This window comes from Sphingomonas sp. HITSZ_GF (genome assembly GCF_029543155.1).
GTDB lineage: Bacteria > Pseudomonadota > Alphaproteobacteria > Sphingomonadales > Sphingomonadaceae > Sphingomonas.
Genome location: NZ_JARQXA010000006.1, coordinates 18,378 through 32,108, shown reverse-complemented (window position 1 = coordinate 32,108; position 13,731 = coordinate 18,378). Strand labels below are relative to the sequence as shown.

17 protein-coding genes are annotated in these 13,731 nt (G+C 68.9%); 5 read left to right on the top strand and 12 right to left on the bottom strand.

Features of this window, described 5'->3' with window-relative positions; all coding sequences use genetic code 11:
- Positions 1-39: 39 nt before the first annotated feature.
- From dmeF to blaOXA, 4 genes are read right to left on the bottom strand one after another with little or no spacing between them, the layout of a single operon-like run.
- The gene (dmeF, locus tag P6144_RS16820; protein WP_277768968.1) at positions 40-957 is read right to left on the bottom strand and encodes a CDF family Co(II)/Ni(II) efflux transporter DmeF; all 918 of its coding nucleotides are present in this window, start codon (positions 955-957) and stop codon (positions 40-42) included.
- Positions 958-965: 8 nt separating this feature from the next.
- Positions 966-1,241, bottom strand: coding sequence for a metal/formaldehyde-sensitive transcriptional repressor (locus P6144_RS16815; RefSeq protein ID WP_277768967.1), 276 nt, complete (start codon positions 1,239-1,241; stop codon positions 966-968).
- A gap of 11 nt (positions 1,242-1,252) precedes the next feature.
- Positions 1,253-1,537, bottom strand: coding sequence for a DUF1294 domain-containing protein (locus P6144_RS16810; RefSeq protein ID WP_277768966.1), 285 nt, complete (start codon positions 1,535-1,537; stop codon positions 1,253-1,255).
- 30 nt (positions 1,538-1,567) lie between these two features.
- Positions 1,568-2,380, bottom strand: a complete 813-nt coding sequence (blaOXA, locus tag P6144_RS16805; protein WP_277768965.1) for a class D beta-lactamase — start codon at positions 2,378-2,380, stop codon at positions 1,568-1,570.
- Positions 2,381-2,488: 108 nt separating this feature from the next.
- On the opposite strand from blaOXA, the gene P6144_RS16800 reads away from it, so the two are divergent.
- Positions 2,489-3,352 carry a LysR family transcriptional regulator gene (locus P6144_RS16800; RefSeq protein WP_277768964.1) on the top strand — a complete coding sequence of 288 codons (864 nt, stop codon included), beginning with the start codon at positions 2,489-2,491 and terminating at the stop codon, positions 3,350-3,352.
- A 174-nt stretch (positions 3,353-3,526) separates the two neighbouring features.
- On the opposite strand, the gene P6144_RS16795 is transcribed toward P6144_RS16800, so the two are convergent.
- The 3 genes from P6144_RS16795 to P6144_RS16785 form a co-directional block, all read right to left on the bottom strand.
- The gene (locus P6144_RS16795; protein WP_277768963.1) at positions 3,527-4,477 is read right to left on the bottom strand and encodes a cation diffusion facilitator family transporter; all 951 of its coding nucleotides are present in this window, start codon (positions 4,475-4,477) and stop codon (positions 3,527-3,529) included.
- A gap of 7 nt (positions 4,478-4,484) precedes the next feature.
- The gene (locus P6144_RS16790; protein WP_277768962.1) at positions 4,485-4,832 is read right to left on the bottom strand and encodes a hypothetical protein; all 348 of its coding nucleotides are present in this window, start codon (positions 4,830-4,832) and stop codon (positions 4,485-4,487) included.
- 142 nt (positions 4,833-4,974) lie between these two features.
- Positions 4,975-5,733: a Bax inhibitor-1/YccA family protein gene (locus P6144_RS16785; protein WP_277768961.1), complete on the bottom strand. Its 759-nt coding sequence runs from the start codon at positions 5,731-5,733 to the stop codon at positions 4,975-4,977.
- Positions 5,734-5,829: 96 nt separating this feature from the next.
- Between P6144_RS16785 and thpR the strand changes: the two genes are divergently transcribed.
- Entirely contained in the window at positions 5,830-6,366 is a 537-nt protein-coding gene (gene thpR, locus P6144_RS16780) for an RNA 2',3'-cyclic phosphodiesterase (protein WP_277768960.1), read from the top strand.
- Here thpR and P6144_RS16775 read toward each other — a convergent pair.
- Positions 6,363-8,675 (bottom strand): ATP-binding protein, encoded by a 2,313-nt coding sequence (locus tag P6144_RS16775; protein WP_277768959.1) that lies wholly within the window; start codon positions 8,673-8,675, stop codon positions 6,363-6,365. The two genes, thpR and P6144_RS16775, sit on opposite strands and share 4 nt — an antisense overlap.
- A gap of 106 nt (positions 8,676-8,781) precedes the next feature.
- Entirely contained in the window at positions 8,782-9,111 is a 330-nt protein-coding gene (locus tag P6144_RS16770; RefSeq protein WP_277768958.1) for a YnfA family protein, read from the bottom strand.
- A 233-nt stretch (positions 9,112-9,344) separates the two neighbouring features.
- On the opposite strand from P6144_RS16770, the gene P6144_RS16765 reads away from it, so the two are divergent.
- Positions 9,345-10,190: a DUF2306 domain-containing protein gene (locus P6144_RS16765; RefSeq protein WP_277768957.1), complete on the top strand. Its 846-nt coding sequence runs from the start codon at positions 9,345-9,347 to the stop codon at positions 10,188-10,190.
- Here the strand turns inward: P6144_RS16765 and P6144_RS16760 are convergent.
- The 3 genes from P6144_RS16760 to P6144_RS16750 form a co-directional block, all read right to left on the bottom strand.
- Entirely contained in the window at positions 10,180-10,656 is a 477-nt protein-coding gene (locus tag P6144_RS16760) for a low molecular weight protein-tyrosine-phosphatase (RefSeq protein WP_277768956.1), read from the bottom strand. The genes P6144_RS16765 and P6144_RS16760 overlap by 11 nt on opposite strands.
- Entirely contained in the window at positions 10,653-11,102 is a 450-nt protein-coding gene (locus P6144_RS16755; RefSeq protein WP_277768955.1) for a superoxide dismutase family protein, read from the bottom strand. The genes P6144_RS16760 and P6144_RS16755 overlap by 4 nt, the downstream gene beginning before the upstream one ends.
- Positions 11,103-11,241: 139 nt before the next feature.
- Positions 11,242-12,276 (bottom strand): hypothetical protein, encoded by a 1,035-nt coding sequence (locus tag P6144_RS16750; RefSeq protein WP_277768954.1) that lies wholly within the window; start codon positions 12,274-12,276, stop codon positions 11,242-11,244.
- Between the two features lie 140 nt (positions 12,277-12,416).
- On the opposite strand from P6144_RS16750, the gene P6144_RS16745 reads away from it, so the two are divergent.
- Together P6144_RS16745 and P6144_RS16740 are read left to right on the top strand one after the other, a co-directional pair.
- Entirely contained in the window at positions 12,417-12,548 is a 132-nt protein-coding gene (locus P6144_RS16745) for a hypothetical protein (protein WP_277768953.1), read from the top strand.
- A gap of 180 nt (positions 12,549-12,728) precedes the next feature.
- Positions 12,729-13,652, top strand: coding sequence for a hypothetical protein (locus P6144_RS16740; protein WP_277768952.1), 924 nt, complete (start codon positions 12,729-12,731; stop codon positions 13,650-13,652).
- The last annotated feature ends 79 nt before the right edge of the window (positions 13,653-13,731 follow it).

The following is a 13,731-nucleotide window of genomic DNA, read 5'->3' as shown; positions in this document are numbered from 1 at the left end:
GCGCCCGTACACCGCACCCGGTTTCGGCCGGGTGCGGCGTCAGCGGCACTCGACGGTGAGGTGCGCCAGTTCGTGCACCGGCGCCAGCCGGGCGCGCACCGTCTCGGCATCCAGCCCGGTCACGCTGACGATCGCCGCTCGCGCCTCGGGGCCTACCCGCCACACATGCAGGTCGACCAGCTGCACATCGCCGAGCAATTCGCGCACTTCCCCGGCGACATGCGCGTCGGTCCGGTCGAGCAGCACCGCCGCGGTGTCGCGCATCAAGGTCCACGACCAGCGCGCGATCACCACCGCGCCGACGATCCCCATCGCCGGGTCCATCCACCCCCAGCCGAGATAGCGTCCGGCAAGCAGCGCCGCGATCGCCAGCACCGACGTCAGCGCATCGGCGAGCACATGGACATAGGCCGAGCGCAGGTTGTTGTCGTGCCCGTGACCATGGTGGTGATGGTGGCCATGGTCATGATCATGGTGGTGGTCGTGCCCGTGATGATGCCCGTGCCCGAGCAGCACCGCGCTCGCCAGGTTCACTGCCAGCCCCAGCACCGCGACGATCGCCGCCTCGCCGAACGCCACGGTGATCGGCTCGAACAGCCGCAGCACCGATTCCACGCCGATCGCCAGCGCGATCAGCCCCAGCACGATCGCCGAGGCGAAGCCGGCCAGGTCACCCACCTTGCCCGTGCCGAAGCTGTAGGCCGGGCTCCGTGCATGTTTGCGCGCATAGGCATAGGCGGCGGCCGCCACCGCCAGCGCCCCGGCATGCGTCGCCATGTGGAAGCCGTCGGCGAGCAGCGCCATCGATCCGGTCCAGTATCCGGCGATGATCTCGCCCACCATCATCACCGCAGTGAGCAGCACCACCCACAGGGTCCGCCGCGCATTGTCGTCATGCGCGGCGCCCAGGAACACATGCTCGTGCGCCAGCGCATCGATCTCGGGAAGCGTCGCCATCGGATATCCTATTTCGAATAGCGGCGGATCACCGCCAGCAGCTCTTCGGCGCCCTGCGCCCGCTCGGCATCGCTCAGCCCGGGGGCCGCGACATGCGCCTCGAGATGATCGGCGATGATCTCGTCGAGCAGCCCGTTCACCGCGCCGCGCACGGCAGCGACCAATTGGAGCACTTCGATGCAGCCGGCATCGCCCTGCAGCGCCCGCTCGACCGCGCCGACCTGCCCGCCGATGCGGCGCACGCGCGCCAACAGCGCGCCATTGTCATGGGAAAGATGAGCCATACCCATACCCCCTATGGGTATAAGCGGATCTCGTAAACCCCCAATCCGATCGCCGCCCCGGCCTGCGCCACCGCGATCAGCATCAGGTACAGTGAGAAGGGCTGCTTGCGCGTCTTGTGCCGGAACAGGTGCCGCGCCGCGAACGCGCCGGGCGAGCCGCCGAGCAGCGCCAGCCATAGCAGGTCGGCCTCCGGGATCCGCCGTGCGCCCGCGATCGCGCGGCTTTTGTCCTGCCAGAAGCGCAGCACCGTCCACAAGTTGATGAGCAGGAGCCAGGCGAGCGCGGCGATCAGCATGCCGCGCCCTTACCCGGTCTCCGCGCCGGGCTACACCCCCGCCAGGCCGCCGATCTCGGCGAGCAGCGCCGCGCGCATCTGCCTGCCGCCCGCGCTCGACATGCCCGCGCCCGCACCGAACCGTGCGAAGACGATGCGCTTTCCGCCCTTGTCCGCCCAGCCGACGAACCAGCCGAGCAGGCTGCCGTCGGGCAGCGCGCCGCTGCCGGTCTTGCCGCGCACATGCCAGCCGCCGCTGCCGGTGAATGCGGGGATGATCCGCTCCGCTTCGGCATGCGCCCGCGCCGAAACCAGCCTGTGCGCCAGCATCCGCCGCAGGAACGCCACCTGCTCGTCGGGCGAGATGGTGAGCGAGCTGCCCAGCCAGGCGCGGGTCAGCCCGTCGCCCTTGCCGGGCGTGCCGCGCAGGTCGCGATTGCCATAGCCGAAGCGGTCGACATAGGCCTGGAAGCGCTGCATCCCCAGCTTGCGGGTAAGCTCCTGCGAATACCAGACCACCGACTCCGCTTCCCAGCGCGTGGGATCGGTGCGCGCGCGCTCGACGTCGCGGTGCGCGGCGTGGCGCTTGGGGTCATAGTCCCAGGCCGGATGGTGTGCGTCGATCAGCACGCCGCTGTCGAAGCCCATCAGCGCCAGCGGAACCTTGAAGGTCGAGCAGGGCGTGAAACGCGTCGCGCAGGCGCCGGAACGGTGCAGCGCCCGCCCGCTCGCGGCGTCGAGCACCACTGTCGCACGCAGCTTGCGCTGCGCGCCCACCGCCTCCGCAGTCCCCGGAAACCCGGCCAGTGCGGCGCCCCCGCCCAGCAGCAAGGTCCCGCCAAATGTCCGCCGATCGAGCTTCATCGTTCATCTCCCTTGTCGATGCGGCGGAAGAAGTAAGCCGCGGTGCGGCCTGCGCACAAAGGATCAAAGCTGGCGCGAGCCATTAGCTTTTCTTATGCTCGGTGCCGCATGGTCCGCCCTCACCTCCCCCTCAACGCCCTGCGCGCCTTCGAGGCCTCGGCCCGGCATCTCAGCTTCACCCGCGCCGCGATCGAGCTGTGCGTGACCCAGGCGGCGATCAGCCATCAGGTGAAGGGGCTCGAGGAGCGGCTCGGCGCGCAGCTCTTCCGCCGCCTGCCGCGCGGGCTGGCGCTCACCGACGAGGGGCAGGCGCTGTTGCCGGCGCTGGGCGACAGCTTCGATCGCATCGCCGAACTGGTCGAGGGGATCGCCAGCGGCACCGCCGCGCAACTTCTCTCCGTCGCTGCGGTCGGCACCTTCGCCACCGGCTGGCTGCTGCCGCGCCTGCCCGGCTTCCACGCCGCGCATCCGCGCATCGACTTGCGCCTGTTCACCAACAACAACCGCGTCGACCTTGCCGGCGAGGGGCTCGACTATGCGATCCGCTTCGGCGCGGGCGCCTGGCACGGCACCGAGGCGGTACCGCTGATCGAGACGCCGCTGACGCCGCTCTGCACGCCCGAACTGGCCGCCGGCCTCTCCGCGCCGGCGGGCCTGCTAGCCCTGCCGCTGCTGCGCTCCTATCGCGCCGACGAATGGCCGCGCTGGTTCGCCGCGGCGGGGATCACGCCGCCCACGCTGCGCGGCCCGGTGTTCGATACTTCGCTCGGCATGGCAGAGGCAGCGATCCAGGGACTCGGCATCGCACTCGCCCCGCCGGCGATGCTCTCGCGCCATCTCGCCGAAGGCCGCCTCGTCCGCCCCTTCGCACTCGAAGTCAGCACCGGCCGCTACTGGCTCACCTGGCTCCAGTCGCGCACGCCCAGCCCGGCAATGCAGGCGTTCCGGGAATGGCTGGTGGGGGAAATTTGATTCACGCGAAGGCGTGGCGCCAATAAGCCACGAAGGCTGTCAACGGACCGTCATCCCGGCGAAAGCCGGGATCTCAGGCGAGGGCGCGACACGGCATGAGATCCCGGCTTGCGCCGGGATGACGGATTTTGCCGCAGACGGGCTTTCTCTGCGCCTCTGCGTGAGAAATCAGCCTCACCCCATCGCCACCGCGTCCACCGCGTCTTCCTGCTTCTCCGGCCGGATATAGATCGAGCTGAGCTTGGGCTCGGCAGCCTTCAGCCGCTGTTCGATCCGCTCGATCAGGCTTTCCGCCTCGCCCATCGGCAGCGCGTCGGAAAAGTCGGCGCTGATCGCCACGAAGATGCGGTCGGGCGCGGTGTGGATTGTGCGGACATGGTTCACATGGGTGATGCAGGGCTCGGCCTCGAGCAGCGCGCGGATATGCGCCACCATGTCGAGATTCGCCCGCTCGCCGATCAGCAGCCCCTTGGATTCGCGCGCGAGCAGGCTCGCCACTGCGGCCAGGATCACGCCGATCACGATCGATGCCCAGCCGTCGATGCGCGGATCGCCCCAGTGATGGCTTGCCCATACGCCGATGCCGGCGACGACCAGCCCGGCCAGCGCCGCCGAATCCTCGAACAGCACGATGAAGCCCGACGGATCCTTGGAATCGCGGATCGCCTGCCACCAGCCATGCTCGCCCTTGGACTTGGCGAACTCGCGCATCGCGATCCACCAGCTCGTCCCTTCGAGCGCGAAGGCGATGGCGAGCACGATATAGTTGATCGTCGGGTCGTGCAGCGGCTCGGGCTCGCTGATGTGCTTCCAGCCTTCATAGACCGATACGCCAGCGCCCAGCCCGAAGATCAGGATGGCGACGATGAAGGCCCAGAAATAGAGCTCGCGGCCATAGCCGAACGGATGGTCGCGGTCGGGCGCGCGCTTGGCGCGGTGCTGGCCGTAGAGCAGCAGCCCCTGGTTGCCCGTATCGACCAGGCTGTGCACGCCTTCGGTGAGCATCGACGACGACAGGGTAATCGCGGCCGCCACGAACTTGGCGACCGCGATTCCGAGGTTTGCGGCGAGCGCCGCGTAGATGACGATGTTGGCGCGCCAGCCGGACGCGGGCGAAGCCGCCATTCCGGGCTTAGCCCAGGCCGATCTTCGACAGGATCTTGCCGATCACGCCCTGTTCCTCGCCCTTGGCCAGCTTGGCCTCGGCCTTGGGATCGTAGCCCGAGCTTTCGGGAAGCTCGCTATGGCTATGGTTGTGCACCGGCTGGGTCGATGCGGGCGGGTCCGACGCGTCCATCGACTCGTCGAGCGCCCGGTCGAGCCGCGCTTCCTTGCTCTCCGGGTTGCGGTAGAGCCGTTCGGCGATCGATTCGTCGGTGCCCGCATCCGCCGCGTGCGCGAGCGGACGGTTGGTATCTTCGTCGGGTCCCGGTGCCACCGACATATGGTCCAGAGCCGGGTCGATCGGGTTCGCTTCCATGACTTCACTCTCCTGAGCGTTGCCCTGCTGAAACGAACGCCCCGCGATTCGTGTTCCCGCGCTCCGGTCGCCCGGGCGCAAAAGAAAACGGCCCGGCGAGTTTCCCCGCCGGGCCGTGCTTTCTCTCGTCCGATGTCGGAACTTAGTTCCGCTGGCTGCCGAACAGGCGCAGCAGGAACAGGAACATGTTGATGAAGTCGAGGTAGAGCGTCAGCGCGCCCATCACCACCGCCTTGCCCACCACGTCCGTGCCCTGGACGTAGAAGTACATGCTCTTGATCTTCTGCGTGTCATAGGCGGTCAGGCCCGCGAACAGCAGCACGCCGATCACGCTGATCGCCAGGCTCAGCGGGCCCGAGCCGACGAACAGGTTGACGATCGACGCAACGATCAGGCCCACCAGGCCCATGATCAGGAAGGTGCCGAAGCCCGAAAGGTCGCGCTTGGTGGTGTAGCCCCACAGGCTCAGGCCGGCGAAACCGGCGGCGGTGCCGAAGAACACCTGCGCGATCGAGCTGTCGGTGTACTGGAGGAAGATCGTCGACAGCGACAGGCCCATCACCGTGGCATAGACCCAGTACAGAACCTGCATCGCCGGGGTGGACAGGCTGCGCTGGCCGAAGCTCATCACCAGAACGATGCCGAGCGGGGCCAGCATCACGATCCAGCCGAGCAGGTTGGGCGCGATGCCCACGCCGCGCGCGGTGGCGACTTCGGTGAACAGCGACGCGATCGCGCCGCTCTTGGCGAACAGCAGCGCAACGAAACCCGTCAGCAGCACGCCCGACGCCATGTAATTATAGACGGACAGCATGTACGACCTGAGCCCCGCGTCGCGTGCATCCGCACCCGCGCCGGCGGTCACATAGGCGCCCGTCCGGGGATCCGACCAATTCGCCATTTGAAACTCCTTTTCCCGGCCCGTGCCGGTCACGGTGTAATATCGCCCTCAGACGGGGTGTTTTCAAGCGAAACCGGGCAGGCTACCGCGGGGGGCATGCTCCGCTTGTTCGTCGGCCTTCGCCCGCCCGCCGCCATCCGTGCCCAGCTGCTCGCGCTGATGGGCGGCATTCCCGGCGCGCGCTGGCAGGAGGACGAACAGCTCCACATCACGCTGCGCTTCATCGGCGAGGTCGACGAGCGCGCCGCCGAGGATGCCGCGCTCGCGCTCTCCGCGGTCCGCTGGCCGCCGCTCGAAGTCGCGCTCGACGGCGTCGGCACCTTCGACACGCGCGGCCGGGTCAACGCGGTCTGGGCCGGGGTCCGCCCCAGGGAGGGGCTGGCCGGCCTCCACCGCAAGATCGACCAGGCGCTGGTCCGCGCGGGCCTCGCCCCGGAGCGCCGCGCCTATCTCCCGCACGTCACGCTTGCCCGGATGAACGCGCCGGGCGAAGCCGTCGCCCGCTTCGTCGAGGCGCATGCCGGCCTCGCCAGCCCGGCCTTCCCGCTCGCGCATTTCTACCTGTTCGAAAGCCATCTCGGCCACGAAGCCGCGCGCTACGAGGCGGTGGAGCGCTATCCGCTCGAGGCCTAGCCCTTCTTCGCGGCCTTCGCCTCCAGCACCGCGCGCACCTTCCTGGCAAGCTGCTCGCGCGAATAGGGCTTGGAGAGCAGCTCCACCCCGGCATCCAGCCGCCCGTCATGGACGATCGCGTTCTCGGTATAGCCCGAGGTGAACAGCACCGCGAGTTCGGGAAGCCGCGCCCGCGCAAGCCGCGCCAGCTCGGGGCTCTTCAGGCTCCCCGGCATCACCACGTCGGTGAACAGCAGGTCGATCGCCATCCCGCTCTCGATCACGCTCAAGGCGCTGGTCGCGTCATTGGCGCGCAGCACCGTATAGCCCAGCTCGGTGAGCAGCTCGACCACCGTCGCCTGCACGTCGGGATCGTCCTCGGCGACCAGGATCGTCTCGGTGCCGCCGCGCATCGGCACCGTCTCATGCGACGCAACCAGCACTTCCTCGCGCTTGCGCACCCGCGGCAGGTACAGCTTCACCGTGGTGCCGTGGCCGATCTCCGAATAGATCTTCACATGGCCGCCCGACTGCTTGACGAAGCCATAGACCATCGACAGCCCCAGCCCCGATCCCTGCCCCTCGGGCTTGGTCGAGAAGAAGGGTTCGAAGACCTGCTCGATTAATTCGGGCGCGATGCCGCTGCCGGTATCGGTCACCGCCAGCATCACATATTGCCCGGGCGGCACATCCTCAAGCCGGTGGGTATAGTCGTCGTCGAGCGAGGCGTTGGCCGCCTCGATCGTCAGCTTGCCCGCTCCGCCCATCGCGTCGCGCGCGTTGATCGCCAGGTTGAGGATCGCATTCTCGAGCTGGGTCGGGTCGGCCTGGCAGTTCCACAGCCCGCCCGACGTGATCACTTCGATCCCGATCGCCTCGCCCAGCGCGCGGCGCAGCATGTCCTCCATCCCGCCCAGGAAGCGCCCGACATTGAGCACCCGCGGCTCGAGCGGCTGGCGCCGGCCAAAGGCGAGCAGCTGGCTGGCCAGCTTCGATCCGCGTTGCACGCCCGCCAGCGCATTGGCGACGCGGCGCTCGGGCTTCTCCTGACCCTGCACGTCGCGCGCGAGCAGCTGGAGATTGCCGGAGATCACCTGGAGCAGGTTGTTGAAGTCGTGCGCCACGCCGCCGGTCAGCTTGCCGATCGTCTCCATCTTCTGCGCCTGCTGGAGCGCCGCGAACGCCGCCTCGCGCTCGAGCAGCGCCTCAGCCACGCGGATCTCCAGCCGCTCGTTGAGCACGCGCAGCTCTTCCTCGGCCTGGGCGCGGCGGACCAGCTCTCGCGCCACCGTCTCGAACAGCCGGGCATTGTCCATCGCCAGTGCCGCCTGGCCGGCCAGGCTCGCCAGGCTCGCCTCGGCCGCCGCGCCGAACATGCCGGGCTCGGGATGGCCGTAGAGCAGCCCGCCGATCACGTCGCCCGCCGGCGTGCGCACCGGCACCGCCAGATAGGAGCGCACCGGCAGGTGCCCCTTGGGCATGCCGTGGAACGGCCCGGCCAGGCCATAGCGTTCGTCCGCAGTGATGTCGTCGACGCGGATGATGCCGGTTCCGGCAAAGGTCGGCTCGAACAGCTTGGTGATCCGCGGCATCGGGAACTTGTCGAAGGCCGATCGCGGTGCCCCGGCCAGCGCATAGAGCATGTAGCGCTCGCCCTCGGCCTCATCGGTATTGTTGTAGAAGAAGGCGCCGAATTTCGCGCCGATCAGCGCCACCCCGGCGTCCACCGCGGTCTGCGCCACCCGCGCGCTGTCGCGCTCGCCGGTGATCTCGGCACCCGCCGCATTCACCACTTCCAGCGTCCGCGTCTTCTCCTCCAGCCCGGCGCGGGCCTCGCGCTCGCGCGCCTGGATCTCGTAATGCTCGGTGCGGTCGGCGCTGGTGCCCAATATGCCCAGCACCCTGCCGTCGGTCGCGCGGATCGGCGTCATCGACAGGTCGACGCGGATGTCGATCTTCTCGCCATTGCCGCGCACGCTCTCGACGTGCAGCCCGGGCCGCAGCACCGCCTCGCCGGCATAGGCCCGCTCGAAATAGGGCCCCACCGATTCCCACACCTTCGGCCAGCTGTCGCGATAGGAGCGCCCGAAGATGCGGCTGTTCTCGTCGCGATAGGCGTCGAGGATCCGGTCGTTGTAGAAGAAGGTGTAGTCGGCGCCCCAGGTGACGAAGGCGCGCTGGGGCGAAGCGAGCATCAGGTCGATCGCCACGCGCAGCTCGGCCGGCCACTCGGCCACGGGCCCGAGCCCCTGGGCCTCGAAGCCCGGGGCACGCAGCATTTCCCCTGTCTCTCCGCCATGATCGGGCCAGGCGGCACCGGCTCTTGCCATTCAGCGTCCCTTGGGCCCCCGCCCGGAGAGGCGGTTATACAGGCTTACCCGCAGAGGGAAAGCCGGGGGTGTAACGGAAAGGCTTGCCCGCGACTTGGTTCGCGCGTCACCCGCCCCCGCGCGGCCCCAGCAGGATCACCGCCGATCCCGCCAGGCAGATCGCTACGCCGATAATGTCCCACCGATCCGGCGCGGTCCCCTCGGCAAGCCAGAGCCAGAAGATCGCGCACAGGATGTAGATGCCGCCATAGGCGGCATAGGCGCGCCCGGCATGCTCGCTATCGACGAGCGTGAGCAGATAGGCGAAGACGATCAGCGATCCGACGCCGGGCACCAGCCACCAGATCGACTTGTCCATCCGCAGCCATGCCCAGAATGCGAAGCATCCGCCGATCTCGGCAAGCGCGGCACCCAGATAGAGGATATAGGCCGTCACCGGTCGTCCCCCTCGCGTTCGACGGGCGCGAAGATCGTCAGACCCATTGGCGATTGCTCCTCAAGCGACTTGAGGATGTATCTGGCGCGCCGCCAAACCGCAAATGAAGCATGGCGTGGGCAACCCCGCACTTGCCGCCCGTCACGCGCGCCAAGCTGGCGGCGGCACCGGCCAGGCCCTATGCTCTCCATGGGGGGCCGCCCGCGCGGCGGCCGGGGTGAAGGAGTTGGAGCGTGGCGACACTGGCGGATGTGGCGGCAAGGCCGTCGTCGCGCACGGGCGAGGCGGCGCTGCGCGGGGCCGCGATCTTGCTCGTCGCCGCGAGCTGGGTCAGCGCCGGGCTGTTCGGCGCCTTCATCCTCGCCTTTTACGGCGGCACCGCCGCGGGCGGCGCGGCCGGCCGCTGGAACGAGACGCTGCCCAATCTCCACAGCGCCAACCTGGCTGCCACGCTGGCGATCGGCGCGCATTTCGTCACAGGCGGAACGCTGCTGCTGCTCGGCCCGGTCCAGCTCGTCGCCGCGATCCGCAACCGGGTGCCGGCGCTGCATCGCTGGCTCGGCCGGCTTTACGTCCTCTCCGCCGCGCTCGCCGGCACCGGCGGGCTGGTCTTCATCGCCACCCGTGGCACGATCGGCGGCCCGGCGATGGATATCGGCTTCGGCATCTACGGCGCGTTGATGGTGCTGTGCGCCGGCCTCGCCTATGCCCATGCTCGCGCCCGCCGGATCGAGCGGCATCGCGCCTGGGCGATCCGCCTGTTCGCGCTGGCGATCGGTTCCTGGCTCTACCGGATGGACTATGGCTTCTGGTTCCTCGCCTTCGGCAAGGCGGGCCATACGCCCGATTTCCGGGGGGGATTCGATCTGGCGATGGACTTCGCCTTCTACCTGCCCAATCTCGCCATTGCGGAGCTGTTCCTCCGCGCGCGCCGTACCGGCACTGCGCCGGCGCTGCGCTATGCCGCCGCCGCGCTGCTGCTCGGCGCATCCGCCTTCATCCTGCTGGCGACCTGGTTCTTCGCCACCCGGATGTGGTTCCCGGGCATGGCCGCCGGCTGGCAGGCGCTCAGCGGCTGATCCGCGCCACCAGCGCCTCGGCCGCTGCGCTCACATCGCCCCACGTCACGTCGAAGTCGCTGTCGTCGCCATAATAGGGATCGGCGACCGAGCTGCCCTCGCGGCCGGGCACATAATCCATCAGCAGCCCCAGCTCGGCGGTCGCATCCGCCGGGCGGATCGCAGCCAGGTCGCGCAGGTTCTGCGTGTCGAGCGCCAGCACATAGTCGAAGCGGCGGAAATCTTCCGCGCGCGCCTGCCGCGCCCGCAGCCCGGAGATATCGGTGCCGTGCCGCCGCGCCGCCGCCTGCGCCCGGCGGTCGGGCGGCTCGCCGGCGTGCCAGCCGCCGGTCCCCGCCGAATCCACGGTCAGGTCGATCCCGGCACGCGTCGCCGCCGCCCGCAACGCGCCCTCGGCAAGCGGCGAACGGCAGATATTGCCCAGGCACACGAACAGCACCGAAGCCACGCCCCCGGTCTTCCTCACATCGCGTGGAAGACGCCGCAGGCGATGCGCCCGCCCGAATTGCCCGAGGGATCGGTCTTGTAGTCGTCGGCCGTGGCATGGACGACCAGCGCGGCGCCGTCCTCGTCCATCAGCCCCTGATAGGTGCCGCCCGGCAGCGTGAAGATCGTGCGGTCGCGGCCGTCCTCGCCCACCGAGAGATTGGGCATGTCGCCCGCATGCGGGCCCATCGGATTGTCCTTGCCGTGCTGGTGCGCGGTCGGGTTCCAATGGCCGCCGGCGCTGGCGAAGTCCGGCCCCTCGCACTTGCCGACGGTGTGGACATGGGTGCCGTGCACGCCCTTGGTCATGCCGTGCACTTCCACCATCACGCGGATCGCGCCGTCGACTTCCTCGGCCACTGCCTTGCCGACATCGGTGCCGTCGGCCATCTTCAGGTCGGCCTGGGCGCGGAAATGGCCGGCCATGTAGCGGGCCTCCTTCTCCGGGCTCGCGCAGCCTGCCACCGCCAACAAACCCGCTACCATCACAAGACCGCGCATTGCCCACACTCCGGATAAATGTTCCCGTCACGTAATGGCTGGCCGGGCCGCCGGTTCCAAGGGGTCAGCGCAAACATTCTCCGTCCGTCTTGCCGGCGACGCTGCCCACCCCAAGAATGATTTTCGCGCGCCTTTCGAAGGTCAGCGCCTGCCACCGGCCCGAATTGCCGATCGCGGTACGGCTCCGCAGGAAGGTGAGATGGAGCATCTCATATTGCTCGGGATCGATCCGCCGCGTCTCGAGCATGCAGCGCCAGCGATCGACGTTCCAAGTCCAGTCGCGCTGCACCCCGTCCTGGTCGATGCTGCGCGCCAGCGCGCCATACCATTGGAAGATCGCCGCCAGCCGGTCCCAGCGTTCGCCCTCCGGCATCGCCGCCAGCTTGCGCCGCAGCCGCGCCAGATCCTCGTCGAGCGGGAAGCCGCCCTGCTGCACCTTGGTGTCGACTGCCCAGCGCACCTTGCGCGGCGTGATCGGCTGGCCGGGAAACACGCGCAACAGGTCCTGGCGCACCCCTTCGAGCAGCACCAGATAGGCGTCGAGCTGCACCTGCATCATGCCGTCGCTCTCGAACAGCGCGGCCAGCTCGCCGCGGATCACCGGGTTCAGCTTTCCGTCGGGGCCGTGCGCCGCCAGGATCCTTGCGCGGCACTTGCCCTTCACCGGCACCGCCAGGCAGTCACGCGAGAAGAGCGTCCTGCCATAGGCCGGCATCAGCGCCTTGCGCGCGTGCCCGAAACGGCGCTGCCCCTTTTTCCACGCCTTGAGCAGCGGCTGCAGGCTGCCCGTTCCGAAATTCCACTGCGACATGCCGACCGAGATCAGCTGTCCGTCGAAATTGCCCGTCGGATCTGCCCAGCAGCCCGAAGTCTCGGGGATCGAGGTCTCGTGCATCTGGGCGAAGATCGCCGCGCGATCGAGCCCGATCGCTCCCAGCCGCGCGGCGCTGTCCGCGTCGATCACCAGCACGGGCACATCGCCTACCTGGCGGCACGGCGCGGGTGCTGGCGGAGGTGTTGCCCCGGGGGTGGTCTGTGCCATCGCCGGTGACGCCGCCAGCAGCACCGCCAGCCCGATCCCCCATCCCGCTCCGCGCATCGCCGGCCCTCCCTTGCCGAAAACAGCCTAGCGGCGGAGCCATTTGCCGCGCCATTCATTGATGTTGGCATGGCCATGCCCTGGATGCCTCGCCGATGCGGCGGCACCGGCGGGCCGGGCAATCGCAGTGGAGCCGGCCGATGTCCGTGAAACTGTCTTCCGTCGTCTATGCGATCCTCGCGGCGCTGCTGCTGTCGGCGCCGATCCTGGCGATCGAGGTCCAGACCGAGGCCGAACCCGCCTTGAGTCCCGCGATCGCGATAGAGCGCTAAACCTCGTTGCCGTGCGCAAAAGGCCGTGCCGCGCCCGGCACTGTGCGGCCGATTGTTCACAGAACCATGCAAATCACGCCAACCCCGTGCAAAACCACGGATTCCTTCTACTCAAAATGGCGATTCGGGTGTTAACCATCTTTCCGCCTGCGTTACCGTCCCCCAGATATCGGGGAGAAGATGCCGACCCATCTACCACTCGACCCGCCGCCGATCCGCCTGATGACACGGCTACTTTCCGAGTTGCAGACGACGATTCTCGCCCATGCGATGCGCCTGTTCGACGGCGATCTCGATCGGGTCACCATCTTCGCGCTGATCACCCGCGACACCTATGGCTTCGAGCAGGAAGGCCAGCCGCCGCCCACCGGCATCTCGGCCCATTCGCTCGCCATGTCGCTGTCGCGCCCGTACGAAACTGTCCGTCGCCACGTCCATGCCCTGGTCGATGCCGGCTGGTGCACGCGCGGTGACAGCGGTGTCCATGCCAGCCCGGCCGAGCTGGCCCGGCCCGAGCTGGTCGCCTTCTCCACGCTGATGCACGATGCGGCAGTGCGCTTCGTCGCCGATCTCGCTTATGCCGGGGTGCCGATGCCCGAAGTCGGCAGCGCTCGCCCCTATCACCATTCGGCCGGCGTCCAGGCGGCGATCGACATGATGCTGGCGGTGATCGACAGCAATCGCCGCGTCCATGGCGACTGGCTCGAACTGGTGGTGTTCTCGACGATCTACTGCGCCAATTCGCGGCTGCTCAATCGCGACCAGGCGCTGTCCCGCCTCTATGCCGACGGCCGCAACGCGCCGCCGCCCGATCTGCGCCCGCCGGTGCGCACCAGCGCCGTGGCCCGCGCCCTGGGCCTGCCCGAGGCGACGGTGCGCCGCCGCGTCGCCAGCCTGTGCGGCGATGGCCGGGTCGAGCGGCTGGGCAAGAAGCTGGTCGTCTCCGAGGTCTGGCTCAACCGCCCCGAATCGATCGCCACCAGCACGCAGAGCTTCGCGATCGTCCGGCTGCTGCTCGCCCGGCTCGGTGCCAACGGCTTCCCGCTCGAGGATCCCTCGCGCGCCTATCTCGCGCGCCGGCCCGAGGTTCTCGCCTTCGACTGACCCGATCCCGGCGCCCCGGGCCGCGCCGCTTCGTCAAAATGAGCAGCGCGCGGCTTGAGCCGCCGCGTGCCCGCCCCCT